The 12,217-nt window shown below is 72.9% G+C and carries 12 protein-coding genes; 3 read left to right on the top strand and 9 right to left on the bottom strand.

The window, feature by feature from the left end; translation table 11 throughout:
- Positions 1-24: 24 nt before the first annotated feature.
- On the bottom strand, positions 25-894 hold the full coding sequence (locus ACFRAL_RS11385; protein WP_378882893.1) for a helix-turn-helix domain-containing protein: 870 nt from the start codon (positions 892-894) through the stop codon (positions 25-27).
- On the opposite strand from ACFRAL_RS11385, the gene ACFRAL_RS11380 reads away from it, so the two are divergent.
- From ACFRAL_RS11380 to ACFRAL_RS11370, 3 genes are read left to right on the top strand one after another with little or no spacing between them, the layout of a single operon-like run.
- Entirely contained in the window at positions 893-1,165 is a 273-nt protein-coding gene (locus ACFRAL_RS11380; protein WP_336394493.1) for a ferredoxin, read from the top strand. The two genes, ACFRAL_RS11385 and ACFRAL_RS11380, sit on opposite strands and share 2 nt — an antisense overlap.
- Positions 1,162-2,292, top strand: a complete 1,131-nt coding sequence (locus ACFRAL_RS11375) for an NAD(P)/FAD-dependent oxidoreductase (protein ID WP_378882890.1) — start codon at positions 1,162-1,164, stop codon at positions 2,290-2,292. Before ACFRAL_RS11380 ends, ACFRAL_RS11375 begins: the two co-directional genes overlap by 4 nt.
- Complete coding sequence (locus tag ACFRAL_RS11370; RefSeq protein ID WP_378882887.1) at positions 2,289-3,473, top strand: cytochrome P450; 1,185 nt, start codon at positions 2,289-2,291, stop codon at positions 3,471-3,473. The genes ACFRAL_RS11375 and ACFRAL_RS11370 overlap by 4 nt, the downstream gene beginning before the upstream one ends.
- Positions 3,474-3,530: 57 nt before the next feature.
- Here ACFRAL_RS11370 and ACFRAL_RS11365 read toward each other — a convergent pair whose 3' ends face one another.
- Genes ACFRAL_RS11365 through ACFRAL_RS11330 form a run of 8 tightly spaced genes read right to left on the bottom strand, consistent with a single transcriptional unit; the run spans position 3,531 to position 12,206 of the window.
- Positions 3,531-5,348 carry a hypothetical protein gene (locus tag ACFRAL_RS11365; RefSeq protein WP_378882884.1) on the bottom strand — a complete coding sequence of 606 codons (1,818 nt, stop codon included), beginning with the start codon at positions 5,346-5,348 and terminating at the stop codon, positions 3,531-3,533.
- Between the two features lie 35 nt (positions 5,349-5,383).
- Positions 5,384-6,139 carry an SDR family NAD(P)-dependent oxidoreductase gene (locus ACFRAL_RS11360; RefSeq protein ID WP_336394497.1) on the bottom strand — a complete coding sequence of 252 codons (756 nt, stop codon included), beginning with the start codon at positions 6,137-6,139 and terminating at the stop codon, positions 5,384-5,386.
- Position 6,140: 1 nt separating this feature from the next.
- Positions 6,141-7,019 (bottom strand): phosphogluconate dehydrogenase C-terminal domain-containing protein, encoded by an 879-nt coding sequence (locus tag ACFRAL_RS11355; RefSeq protein WP_336394498.1) that lies wholly within the window; start codon positions 7,017-7,019, stop codon positions 6,141-6,143.
- Entirely contained in the window at positions 7,016-7,810 is a 795-nt protein-coding gene (locus ACFRAL_RS11350) for a sugar phosphate isomerase/epimerase family protein (protein WP_378882880.1), read from the bottom strand. Before ACFRAL_RS11350 ends, ACFRAL_RS11355 begins: the two co-directional genes overlap by 4 nt.
- The gene (locus tag ACFRAL_RS11345) at positions 7,807-8,589 is read right to left on the bottom strand and encodes a triose-phosphate isomerase family protein (RefSeq protein WP_336394500.1); all 783 of its coding nucleotides are present in this window, start codon (positions 8,587-8,589) and stop codon (positions 7,807-7,809) included. The genes ACFRAL_RS11350 and ACFRAL_RS11345 overlap by 4 nt, the downstream gene beginning before the upstream one ends.
- Positions 8,589-9,059: a ribose-5-phosphate isomerase gene (locus ACFRAL_RS11340; protein WP_336394501.1), complete on the bottom strand. Its 471-nt coding sequence runs from the start codon at positions 9,057-9,059 to the stop codon at positions 8,589-8,591. The genes ACFRAL_RS11345 and ACFRAL_RS11340 overlap by 1 nt, the downstream gene beginning before the upstream one ends.
- Positions 9,052-10,797: a dihydroxyacetone kinase family protein gene (locus tag ACFRAL_RS11335; RefSeq protein WP_378882875.1), complete on the bottom strand. Its 1,746-nt coding sequence runs from the start codon at positions 10,795-10,797 to the stop codon at positions 9,052-9,054. The genes ACFRAL_RS11340 and ACFRAL_RS11335 overlap by 8 nt, the downstream gene beginning before the upstream one ends.
- Complete coding sequence (locus ACFRAL_RS11330; RefSeq protein WP_378882872.1) at positions 10,794-12,206, bottom strand: MFS transporter; 1,413 nt, start codon at positions 12,204-12,206, stop codon at positions 10,794-10,796. Before ACFRAL_RS11330 ends, ACFRAL_RS11335 begins: the two co-directional genes overlap by 4 nt.
- Between the last annotated feature and the right edge of the window lie 11 nt (positions 12,207-12,217).

The following is a 12,217-nucleotide window of genomic DNA, read 5'->3' as shown; positions in this document are numbered from 1 at the left end:
TCGGTTGAACGCAGGGACGTGGGGTCAGGGGGTGCGCCGGTAGTCGCGTGGGGAGACGCCGCGCAGGCGCTTGAACGTGCGGCCGAAGTGGGAGAGGTCGCGGAAGCCCGCGGTGGTGCCGATGTCGGCGATGCTGCGGTCGGTCGTGCGCAGCAGGGTGGCCGCGTAGCCGATCCGCAGGCGTGCGATGTACTCGGAGATGGTCTCCCCGGTCGACTCCGCGAAGGCGCGCGAGAGATAGGTCCGCTCCAGGTGGACCCGTGCCGCCAGGTCGGCGAGGCTGTGGCTCTCGGTGAACGAGCGATCGAGGTGCGCACGCACCTCCTCGACGGCGACGTCCGTGCGGCGGCGGGGGCTGCGGGCGGGGAGGAAGCCGTGGTCCGTGATCGCCCGCGCGCACTCGACCAGCAGCGCCCGCCGCAGGGCGGCGACGGTGTCGCCCGTCCCCGGGCCCGGATGGAGGGTCTCGCGTTCCAGCAGCTCGAGCAGTGCGCGCGTCGGGGCGACGTCGTCGATCGCGACCTGGGGGAGCCGCACCGGGGGCGCGTCGCCGAGCGGCAGGAGGGCGGCCAGCGCGCGGTCCAGCGGCGGCGCGAGCGGCTTGACCGGATGCGCGTCGACGTCGAGGTAGACGTTCACGACCTCGAGTGCATCGCCGTCGGTGATGAGACCGTGACGCTCGCCGGTACGCGTGACCGCGAACGACGGGCCCGTGATGGCGTACTCGGTCTCGTCCAGGACGTGCCGACCGGTGCCGCGCAGCACGAAGGTGAGCAGGACCACGTCCACCCCGTGCAGGTCGAGCGTGGGGCTGATGAAGTCCGTGAACCTCTCGGCCGCGACGCCGTGCTGTTCGAGCGTCGCGTGGCGTCCGCGGACGCGGGCGTCAGGCATGACCGTCAACATCCTCCGACATGTCGTCAACATACACGTGGAATACGACGCAGAATCGGCGGATATTGCTCTCATGACGATCTTCGCCGACACCACCGCCTGTGTGGGTGCAGGCCAGTGCGCGCTCGTGGCGGGCACGCTCTTCGATCAGGACGATGACGGGATCGTCGTCGTGCTCGACCCCGACCCGACCGCGGACGACGACGTCGCCGCGGCGCTGCGCGCGGCGTCGCTCTGCCCCGCGCGAGCGATCCGCGTGACGGACCGATGACGCATGTGCTGATCGTCGGCGCCTCACTCGCGGGGTTGACGACCGCCGAGAGCCTGCGTGCCGAGGGGTTCGACGGGCGCATCACGCTCCTCGGCGCCGAACGCCACGCGCCGTACAGCCGGCCGGCGCTGTCGAAGCAGGTCCTCTCCGGAGAGTGGGATGCCTCACCCCTTCGCGGCCGCGCCGAGCTGGCGGGGCTCGACGCGACCTTGCGCCTCGGCCGCGCCGCCACGGGGCTGGACCCGCGGCGACGCGAGGTCGCGGTCGGTCGCGAACGGGTCGGGTACGACGAGCTGGTGATCGCCACCGGCGCGGCGGCGCGGCATCCGTTTCCCGGGTCGCAGACGCTGCGGACGATCGAGGACGCGCACCATCTGCGCGAGCGGCTCGTGCGCGGCGACCGGATCGCCATCGTCGGGGCGGGCGTGCTCGGCTGCGAGCTGGCCGCCGCGGCGCGCACCGCGGGGTGTGCGGTGACCCTCCTCGCCCGCGGCGAGGGGGTCTCGCTGGGCGCCCTCGGCCCGCGCCTGTCGGCGCGCATCGCCGGTCTGCTGTGCGAGAACGGGGTCGAGCTGCGCACGCGTGCGCACGTCGTCGCCGTGGATGGTGCCGGAGTGCACCTCGCCGACGGCACGATCGCCGGCGCGTCGACGGTCGTGAGCTCCGTCGGCTGCGCGCCATCGGTCGAGTGGCTGCGCGGCTCCGGACTCGAGGTCGCCGACGGGGTGGTCTGCGATGCGAACGGCCGCGCGGCCGACGGCATCCACGCGGTCGGGGACGTCGCGGCCTGGACCGATCCGGCGGACGGGCGTCCCCGGCGCACGGAGCACCAGCAGACGGCGATCCTGCAGGCGCAGGCGGTGGCCCGTCGTATCGCGACGGGTGAGGCATCCCCGCCCATCGAGCCGTTCTTCTGGACGACGCTGTTCGGCACGCGGATCCTCGTCCACGGCCGGGTGCGGCCCGACGCCGAGCTGCGCGTGATCGCGGGCGCCGCCGACGGCGACCGCTTCGTCCTCGCCGCGCGGCGCGAGGAACGCGTGGAGGCGCTCGTCGGATGGAACATGGCGCGCGAGTTCCGGGTCGCCCGGGCCGACCTCCTCCGCGCCGAAGGGAGTCTCGTATGACCGGATGCCCCTACCCGGAGCGTGTCCTGCCGACCGACGGCACGCCTCTCGCGCCGTCGCCGGCGCTGGCGCTGTGGCGCGACGAAGCGCCGGCGACGCCGCTGCGCTACCCCGACGGGCCCGACGGGCTCATCGTCACCCGGCATGCGCTCGCGCGCGACGTGCTGGCGGATCCGCGGTTCACCGTCGCGGTCCACCGCTTTCCTGGGCCCCAGGAGGGGACGGAGCTCGACGATCTGGACGAGGCCGGGCGCGCCGCGCTCGCCGCCTCGAACCTGCTCGCGCTCGACGGCGAGCAGCACCTCCGCATGCGGAGGGCGATCCTGTCGCAGTTCTCGATGCGCGCCGTCCGGGCCCGCGAGGAGGCGGTGGCCGGGATCGTGGCCTCGCAGCTCGCCGACTTCCTCGCCCGGGAGCAGCCCGCCGACCTCTTCGCCGACTACGCGACGCCGATCTCGATGCGCACGCACTGCCTGGTGCTGGGCGTGCCCGACGCGTTGACGCCGCGGTTCGGCGAGCTGTTCGTGACCGGCACATCGACGACGCAGGAGAAGTTCGACTACATCCGCGACGTCCTCGCCGCGAGGGAGGGCGCGCCGGGCGATGACGTCATCACCCACCTGCTGCAGGGTGAGTGGACGCGCGCCGAGGTCGAGGGCATCCTGCTCGTGCTGATGACCTCCGGCCGTGATTCGGTGGCGTACCTCATCTCCACGGCGATGGTGGCGCTGCTCACGCACCCCGACCAGCTCGCCGTCCTGCGGGACGATCCTTCGACGCTGCCGGGCGCGATCGAGGAGTTCATGCGGGTCGGGGCGATGTTCGTCACGCTGTTCCCTCGCACCGCGCGGGAGGACGTCGAGCTGCACGGCGTCGTCATCCCCGCCGGCACCACCGTGGCCGTCTCGCCCGTGGCCGCGAACCACGACGAGCGGCAGTACGACGATCCCGACAGGTTCGACGTCACCCGCGACGCCTTCGGCCATCTCGGCTTCGGTCACGGACCGCATGGCTGCGTCGGCCAGCAGCTCGCGCGCCTCGAGATCCGCGAGGCCGTCGGACAGCTGCTCGCCGCGGCCCCCGGCATCCGTCTGGTGCACGCCGAGCAGCTCTCACCGCTGCCGTTCGCGCACCCCGTCGCGACGTACGAGGCCGGCGCCGTCGAGGTGGACTGGCGTTGACCCTCGTCGTGAACAGCAGGGATCGGGGGCCGGGGGCGGGCGGTGGGGCCGGCGGAGTCAGAGCGTGAGGAAGGACGTGGGAGGGACGTCGGCGGTGCGGGTCGCGCCGTCGGGGAGAGTCACCTCGACCCGTCGCGGACGATCGTCGAGGTTGGCGACGAGGACGGTGACGCCGTCGCGGCCCGCCGCGCCGCCCGCCTCCGCGCCGCCGGCGCCGGTGCGGGCGCCGAGGGCCCAGACGAGGCCGTCGGGGGAGTCGCCGCGCAGCCCGGGCGTCCCCGCCAGTGCGGCGAGCGCCGAGACCGCGGCGAACGCGGGGAGCGCGGTGCCGTCGGCCGTGCGGACGCCGCGCGGCCCCCACTCCTCGAAGTACGCGAGCGTCGCCACGCCAGGGACGGCGAGGGCGGCGGCGCTGGCCACCGTCCACGCGGCGAGCTCCGGGGCGGACTGCCGCGGGTCCGCCGCGTCGATCAGCGCCGAGCCGTAGCCGTCGCGCAGGTCGTCGTGCTCGGGTGTCGGCGGGGGCGTCGTGGCGACGTCGTTGAAGTGCGGGCGCAGCGAGATCGGCCCGATGTGCACCGGCGGTCCGCCCGCCAGCTCGACGGCCTGGGTCGCCACGAGCCGCTGCATCGGCACGGACTCCACCAGCTGGGCCGTGCTCAGGCTGTGGAAGAGCGGGGTGCTGCTGAACACGACGCCGTCCAGCCGCCTCGGCAGGCGGTGGTGCTCGCGATTGAGCTCGGTGAAGTGCGAGCGGACCCCGCCGACGATCGGCGCATCCACGCCGGCCTCGGTGAGGGCGTGGCGCAGCAGCCCGATCGCCTCGAGGTCCGAGACGTGCCGGGCGGGCCCGGTGGGCCAGAACGCGGTGACACGTGCCACCGGCAGGTCGTGCAGCGCGAAGACGGCCTCGTCGATGCTGGTCGGGTCGTCCTCGGCGAGCACGAACCGCACATCGAGGGGGAGAGCGGATGCCGCGGCCCGGCCGAGCGCGGCCTGCCAGGTTCGGGTGGCGAGGTCGAGCTCCACCAGCACCGCGGCGGGCCACGCGCCGGCCCCCGGCGAGCCGTCCGGCCCGGACGGCGCGGCGTCGGGCGACACCGCAAGCCCGGACGGCGCCGGGTCGGGCGCCGTGGCGGCGGACACCGCGATGGCGGGCATCGCCGGGCCGTCCTCCAGGCGGATGCGGGCGACCTCGTCACCGGCCCCGGCGGTGGGCGTCCCCGACACCGAGACGTCGACGGTCTGGACGATCCGCTCGCCGGCGGCCAGTTCGTAGGGGAAGGGGAGCGCGAGCGGACGGCTGTACGTCTTGTACGAGGCATCCGTCCAGTTGCGCTGATCCTCCATCTCGAACACGTCGCCGGCGAATCGCAGGTCGACGTCGAGGCCCTCGTGCGACCACGCCAGCCCCGCGATGTCGAACGCCGGCTGGTGCGGGCTGATGGCGACGGGGTAGCGGGAGTGCTCCACCGTCCCCCCGGAGTGGCGCACCTCGAGCGCGGCGCCGGCCAGCCCCGGTGGGTGCAGCACCACCAGTCCGGTGCGGTTCGTGGCGAAGGCGGTAGCCGACTCCAGGTCCGTCAGCAGCCGCAGCCTGCCCGGTCCGCGGATCTCGGCCCGCACGATGCCGCGCAGGTCGGACCCGAGCCCCTCCGAGTGCACGTGCAGCGTGAGGGCGATGCCGGACTCGTCGACGCGGTCGACGACGAGCCCCGCGGTGTCCCAGTTGCGGTCCCGGACGACCGCGCGCACCGACCGCAGCACCACGACGCCGTCGCAGGCGATGTCGGCGAACTCGTCGTCGCGCAGCTCCAGCGACCACCGGCCGCTCCGCCATGACCGTGCCGGCTCACCCTTCCACACGTCTGCCATGCGCCCCATCTTCGTCGCGATCCCGCTTCCGCGGGTCAGATCGTGGTCATCCCGCCGTCGACGGAGAAGAGCGCACCCGTGGCGAACGCGCCGTCGTCGCTCGCGAGGTACACCATGATGCCCGCGACGTCGTCGGGCGTGCCGGCCCGGCCGAGCGGGATGCGGCCGATGATCGCCGCCCGCGACGCGGGGTCCTCGCTGATGGCGGCGACCAGCGGCGTCTCGGTGTACGCCGGCTGCACCGTGTTCACGCGGATGCCGCGGTCGGCGTACGCGGCGGCGACCGTGCGGCCCAGGCCGTGGATGCCCGCCTTCGACGCGCTGTAGGCGGTGAAGTCCTTGCCCTCGCCGTTCACGCCGGTGGGGCTCCCGGTCAGGATGATCGACCCGCCGCCGCGCGGCAGCATCGAGCGCACCGCGTGCTTGACCGTCAGGAACGTCCCGGTCAGGTTGATGTCGATCGTGCGGCGCCACACGTCCAGGTCGAGCTCGGCCGCCTGCGCGTCCTGCCCGAACAGCTGCACGCCGGCGTTGGCCACGACGACGTCGGGCGCCCAGCCGGCCGCCTCGACCTCGGCGAACGCCGCGGCGACGGCATCCTCGTCCGAGATGTCCATCGTGACCGCTCGGGCGTGCTCGCCGATCTCGGCGGCCGCGGCCGCGGCCCCGTCGCCGTTGCGATCGGCGAGGACGACCCGCGCGCCCTCACGGGCGAACCGGGTCGCGACGGCGAGGCCGATGCCGAGCGCCGCGCCGGTGATCAGTGCGGTCTTGCCTTCGAGCTGCCCCACGTCAGCGCTCGATGTGGTCGAGGTGGAGCATGCGCGCGAGGTTCTTGTCGAGCTCGTCGTCGCGGAAGATCTTCTTCCAGTCCTCCTTGATGATCGACTCGCGGCCGTAGTCCATGGCGATGAGGCAGGCGTCCGAGAACGGGTTGTCGCCGCGCAGGCCGTTGGCGAGGGCCACCTGGGTGTGGCCGTACAGGATGCTGCGGGCGGCGGCCTCGGGAACCCCCATGGTGTTGATCGCCTCGTCGAGGGCCTCGTTGAGGAGCGAGCCGATCATGCAGGCGACGGTCTCGACGAGGGTGGGCTCGAGCTGCGCGAGCTGCTTGACGGTGACGAAGTGGACGTCGATGACGGGGGCGTAGATCGCGCGCACGGTGGCCTCGACGATCTCCTTGTGCGCGGGGTCGTCGCTCTCGACGGCGGCGATCGCATCCTGCGGGGCGGCGATGCCGCCGAACGTGTCGGCCCACTCCTCCTTGGTGGTGCGCTCGAGGAACACCGAGGGGTGGCAGGGGTGCGCGACGGCCTGGACGACGTCGTCGCGGGTGGTGAGCAGGCCCGCGTACGCGGCGGCGGGGTCGAGCGTCAGCACGATCGCGCCGGACTTCAGCTGCGGCACGAGGTCGGCGGTGACCGGGCCCAGGGCGAGGTCCGGCACGGCCAGCACGACGATGTCGGCGTCGGCGACGGCGGTGGCGGCATCCGTCAACTCCCGTCCGGCGTCCAGCGTGCGCTGGCGACCGGCGGGCGAGTTCTCGACGTACCAGACGGTGTGGTCGGTCTTGACGAGGTTGTTTGACACGCGCATGCCCATCTTCCCGCCGGCTCCGACGACGGCGATCTTGTAGGTGGCGGTGCTGGTGTTCGCAGCGGTCGTGCTCATGACGTGCTCCTCAGGTGTTCGATGGTTCGGCGGGTCCATTCCCGCTCGATCCGGATGGTGGTCTCGGCGTCCGTCTGCCAGGACAGCCAGTGCTCGACGATCTCGTTGACGCCGCGCTCTCGCGGGCGGACGGTCTCGAGCAGGTGGAGGTAGTCGTGCAGCCCCTCGCCCATGGGCGCGCCGCCGTAGGTGAAGCCGACCCAGCCGGGCTGGCGGGCGAACGCGAAGTCCTTCACGTGCACGTTCTTGACGTGCGCCGCCGTCCGCTCGACGCAGTCGCGCGGCAGCTCGAGGCGCGCGACGACGTTGGCCGGGTCGAGGCAGATCCCGAGCCGTTCGCTGCCGATGCCGGCGACGAGATCCACCAGGTCGGCGGTCGAGACCTGCTCGTACGTCTCGAGGGCGAGATCGACGGCGGATGCCTCGTACGCCGGCAGTGCCGCACGCAGCCACTCCTCGGCCTGGGGCAGGGTCGGGCGGGTGTCGGGCGAGTAGAGCATGCTGCGTACGAGGCGGGCGTCGAAGACGCCGGCGAGGTCGAGGAAGCGGGCGAGCCGGTCGGGCTCGATGCCCTTCGTGCCGAGCTCGATCGCGATGCCGAGGTCGCGGGCGGCGGCTGCGGCATCCGTCAGCTCCGCGTCGTCCATCTGCTCCAGCGGCGCGTAGTCGCAGATCTGGAACAGGCCGACGCCGAGCTGTCTGGTCGCCTCGAACGCACCGACGAGCGACAGCGGGCGGGGCACCCGGTCGGAGTGCTGCCAGAAGAACGCGTACGTGCCCAGCCCGATCATGCGTCGCCCTCCGACCGCGACCGCGAGGCGGCGAGGGCGGATGCCTCGTCGAGCACCGCGACGAGCGCGTCGGGGTCATGCGCGAAGCGGCCGAGGAACAGGCCGTCGACACTGCCCGCGAGGCGGGTGAGCAGGCCGGGACCGGCGGAGCCGCCGTAGATGACGACGCTGCCCGCCCGGGCGGGATCGGCGTCGAGCGCGCCGCGGAGGGCGCGGGTGACGGTGGCGATGTGCTCGTCGGGCGCTGGCTCCGCAGCCCCGATCGCCCACACCGGCTCGTAGGCCACGATGACGGGTCCGGCGGGCACGTCCTCGAGGTTCGCGGCGAGCTGTTCGACGTTCGCGAGCGCGGCGGCGGGGCTGCCCAGGCGCTCGGCCTCTCCGATGCACAGCACCGGGGTGATGCCGTGGCTGAGCGCGGCGGCGGCCTTGGCGGCCGTGACGGTGTCGGTCTCGTCGAACAGCCGGCGCCGTTCGGCGTGACCGATCTCGGCGACGGCCACGCCGACCTCGGCGAGCTCGGCGGCGGTCACCTCGCCGGTGTAGGGGCCGGACGGGAACTCCGAGACGTCCTGTGCGCCCACCAGCACCGGGGTGTCGGAGAACGCGGCGAGGGCGGCGGGGATCTGCACGTAGGTCGGGATGACGAAGAACCGCACGTCGCCCGCGGCCACGGCGGGGTGGGCGGCCGCGCGCTGCGCCACGTCGGCGAACCACGCGCGCGCCCGCTCGTGCCCGAAGTACGTCTTCAGGCTCACCCCGACCGTGACCTGCGGCATCAGCAGGAGCCCGTGGTCTCGAACCGGTCGATGACGGCCACCTTGTCGGCCGAGGCCGACGTGGTGTCGAAGCGGTAGGTCAGCCATTCGCGCACCAGGCGGCGGGCGAGCTCGATGCCGACGACCCGCTGGCCCATGGTGAGCACCTGCGCGTTGTTGGACAGCACGCCCCGCTCGACCGAGTACGAGTCGTGGGCGGTGACGGCCCGGATGCCCGGCACCTTGTTCGCGGCGATCGCGACGCCCAGGCCCGTGCCGCAGATCAGCAGCGCGCGGTCGGCGTCGCCGTTCGCGACCTGCTGGGCGGCCTCGATGGCGACCGTCGGGTAGGGCGTGTGCCCGTCGGCGTCCACGCCCACATCGGTCACCAGGGCGACGCCGGGGTTGTCCTCGAGGTCCTTCTTGAGGATCTCCTTGTAGTCGTAACCGGCGTCGTCGCAGCCGATCACGATGCGCAGGGGCTCAGCCATTGGCGTTCTCCTTCACTGAGTTCTGGTCCGCGAGCATTTCGCCCACGGCGGTCACGATGAGCGCGAGCGAGATCGCGCCCGGGTCGGGGGTTCCCACGCTGTTCTGGCCGTGCGTGCGAGCGCGGCCCATGCGGGGGAGGAGGTCCGCCGTCGCCTGCGCGGCGCGGGTCGCGGCATCCGCTGCCGTCCGCCACGCGTCGGTCAGGGAGGCGCCGGCGTCGACGGCCTGGCTCAGCGTCGAGCTGAAGGGCACGAGCGCGTCGACGAGCGTCTTGTCGCCGACCTCGGCCTTGCCGTAGTCGGTGACCCCGCGCGAGCCGGCGGCCACACCAGCGGCGATCGCGGCGGGGTCAGGCCGGCCCTGGTCGCCGAGCGCCCGGGCGACCGCGTCGAGGATGAGGCCCCACAGCGCGCCGGAGGTGCCTCCGGCCCGATCGGACCATGCGTCGGCGGCGTGGGCGAGGGTCGTCTGCGCGCCGGCGCCGGCCTCGACCGCGGCGGTCGCCGCAGCAAGCGCGGCGTGCGAGCCGCGCTGCATGCCGATGCCGTGGTCGCCGTCGCCGGCGATCGCGTCGAGGCGGCCGAGCTCGTCGACGTGCGCGTCGACGGTCTGGGCGATGGTGCGCACCGCGGCCAGCACCGTCCGGGCGACGGCGCGCGACGGCTCGTCGGCGTCGGGGATCTCGGCGGCGTCGGCCGCGGCATCCGTCACCGCTGCCCGCTCCTGCGGGGCGACGGAGCCGCGACGGTACGAGGGCGTGTCCACCGCGGTCTCCCACAGCTGCGCCAGCTCGTCGTCCAGCCAGAACAGGGTCAGCGACGTGCCCGCCATGTCGAAGCTCGTGCAGTACTCGCCGACGTGCGGGTCGACCAGCTCCAGGCCGGCACCCTCGAGCAGCTGGGCGACGCGCCGGTAGACGACGAACATCTCCTCGTACTTCAGCGACCCCAGGCCGTTGAGGATCGGCACCACGCGGGCGCCGTCGACCTCGACGCCGTCGGGCACCTCGGCCAGCAGCTTCTCGACCAGGAGCTCTGCCAGGCCGTCGGCGGTGGGGATGTCGGTCTCGTCGATGCCCGGCTCGCCGTGGATGCCCAGGCCGACCGCCATCCGCCCCTCCGGGACGGTGAACAGCGGCTGCTCGGCGCCGGGCAGCGTGCAGCCGGTGAACGCGACGCCGAACGAGCGCGTGCGCTCATTGGCCAGCCGGGCCAGCCGCGTCACCTCGGCGAGGTCCGCGCCCGCCTCGGCCGCCGCCGCCGCGATGCGGAACACGGTCAGGTCGCCCGCGATGCCGCGCCGCTTGTGCTTCTCGTCCGGGGTCGCGCTGAAGATGTCGTCGGTGACGGTGACCGTCTCGCACGCGATGCCCTCCGAGCGCAGCCGCTCCTGAGCCGCGTCGAAGTTCAGCACGTCTCCGGCGTAGTTGCCGTAGCTGAAGAGCACGCCACCGCCGGCCTCGGCGGCCTTGGCCACCGCGTACACCTGCTGCGTCGAGGGCGAGGCGAACAGGTTGCCCATCGCCGCGCCATGCGCGAGCCCCGGACCGACGAGCCCCCCGAACGCGGGGTAGTGGCCCGAGCCGCCGCCGACGACGACCGCGACCTGGCCGGCCGGCGACGTCGTGCTGCGCACGACTCCGCCGGGCACGCGGCGCACGTGGCGGCCGTTGGCCGCGACGAAGCCGTCGATCATCTCGTCGGCGAAGTCCGCCGGCTCGTTCCACAGACGCGTCATCGCACGTCGCCCTTCGCGGTCCCGGCGACGCCGACGGTGTCGGCGCCGGAGACGGTGTCGTCCTCGTCGTCCACCGTGACCGGGGTGATGCGGTTGCTGCGGGAGAGCAGCACCATGAGCACGGCCGACACGAGCATGACGAAGCCCACGATGAACATCGGGACCTCGTAGCCGCCGGTCCAGTCGCGCACGGCACCGGTGACGAACGGCGCCGAGAAGCCGGCCAGGTTGCCGATCGTGTTGATGAGGGCGACGCCGGCAGCGGCCGCAGCGCCGGTGAGGAAGCGCGTCGGCAGGGTCCAGAAGTTAGGGAGGGCGGCGAAGATCGCGCACGCGGTGACGGTGATGACCGCGATCGTGGCAGCGGGCGAGCCGGCGAACAGGGCGAGCGGGATGCTGACCGCACCGGCGATCGCGGGACCGGCGATGTGCCAGGTCTTCAGGCCGCGCCGCGAGGCGTCCCGCGACCAGAAGTACATGACGATCGCGGCCGGCAGGTACGGGATGGCGGTGATGAGGCCCTTCTGGAGCGTGTCGAAGGTCTGGCCGGTCTGCGCCTGGAAGCCCTCGATGATCGTGGGCAGGAAGAAGGCCAGCGCGTACAGGCCGTAGATGAACCCGAAGTAGATGAACGACAGCACCCACACGCGACCGCTCTTGAAGGCGAAGCGCGCCGACACGTGGCCGTGCTCCTTCTTCTGGGTCGCAGCCTTCTCGCGGTCGAGTGCGTCGGTGAGCCAGACCTGCTCCTCGCGGGTCAGCCACTTCGCGTCGGCCGGCTTGTCCTTGAGGTAGAACCACGCGATGACACCGACCACGATCGCCGGGATCGCCACGCCGAAGAACATGAAGCGCCAGCCCTCGAGCCCGAAGAAGACCTCGTGCTGCTGGATGAGCCAGCCGGCGAGCGGGGCGCCGATCACCGTGGTCAGCGGCTGGGCCAGGTAGAAGAGCATGAGGACGCGGCCGCGGTACTGCGCGGGCACCCACAGGCTGAGGAAGAGGATCGCGCCCGGGAAGAATCCCGCCTCGGCGACACCCAGCAGGAACCGCAGCACCACGAGCTGCTCGAAGTTCTGCACCCACGTGAACAGCAGCGCGACGATGCCCCAGCTCACCATGATGCGCGAGAGCCAGCGGCGGGCGCCGAACCTGTGCAGCGCCAGGTTCGAGGGCACCTCGAGCAGGATGTAGCCGATGAAGAAGACGCCCGACGCGAAGCCGAACTGCGCGGCGCTGAGCGCGAGGTCCTCGTTCATGCCGTTGGGGGCGGCGAAGCCGATGGCGGTGCGGTCGAGGTAGTTGATGAAGAACATCAGCGCCACGAACGGCACGAGGCGCATCGACACCTTGCGGATGGCTGACCGCGCCACCGGTGGCGCGTCGGTGGTGGTCTGGGTCTGGTCCACAGTGACTCCTG

The organism is Microbacterium sp. NPDC056736, from assembly GCF_042790415.1.
In the GTDB taxonomy this organism is placed as follows: domain Bacteria; phylum Actinomycetota; class Actinomycetes; order Actinomycetales; family Microbacteriaceae; genus Microbacterium.
The sequence above is the reverse complement of the archived record's forward strand: the minus strand, read 5'-3'. Positions and strand labels throughout refer to the sequence as shown.

What these genes read in the sequence shown, in the direction of transcription:
- ACFRAL_RS11340 (WP_336394501.1), bottom strand. Translation starts at nt 9,059, where the DNA reads ATGGCTGAGCCCCTGCGCATCGTGATCGGCTGCGACGACGCCGGTTAC.
- ACFRAL_RS11355 (WP_336394498.1), bottom strand. Translation starts at nt 7,019, where the DNA reads ATGAGCACGACCGCTGCGAACACCAGCACCGCCACCTACAAGATCGCC.
- ACFRAL_RS11350 (WP_378882880.1), bottom strand. Translation starts at nt 7,810, where the DNA reads ATGATCGGGCTGGGCACGTACGCGTTCTTCTGGCAGCACTCCGACCGG.
- ACFRAL_RS11370 (WP_378882887.1), top strand. Translation starts at nt 2,289, where the DNA reads ATGACCGGATGCCCCTACCCGGAGCGTGTCCTGCCGACCGACGGCACG.
- ACFRAL_RS11385 (WP_378882893.1), bottom strand. Translation starts at nt 894, where the DNA reads ATGCCTGACGCCCGCGTCCGCGGACGCCACGCGACGCTCGAACAGCAC.
- ACFRAL_RS11335 (WP_378882875.1), bottom strand. Translation starts at nt 10,797, where the DNA reads ATGACGCGTCTGTGGAACGAGCCGGCGGACTTCGCCGACGAGATGATC.
- ACFRAL_RS11380 (WP_336394493.1), top strand. Translation starts at nt 893, where the DNA reads ATGACCGTCAACATCCTCCGACATGTCGTCAACATACACGTGGAATAC.
- ACFRAL_RS11375 (WP_378882890.1), top strand. Translation starts at nt 1,162, where the DNA reads ATGACGCATGTGCTGATCGTCGGCGCCTCACTCGCGGGGTTGACGACC.
- ACFRAL_RS11365 (WP_378882884.1), bottom strand. Translation starts at nt 5,348, where the DNA reads ATGGCAGACGTGTGGAAGGGTGAGCCGGCACGGTCATGGCGGAGCGGC.
- ACFRAL_RS11345 (WP_336394500.1), bottom strand. Translation starts at nt 8,589, where the DNA reads ATGCCGCAGGTCACGGTCGGGGTGAGCCTGAAGACGTACTTCGGGCAC.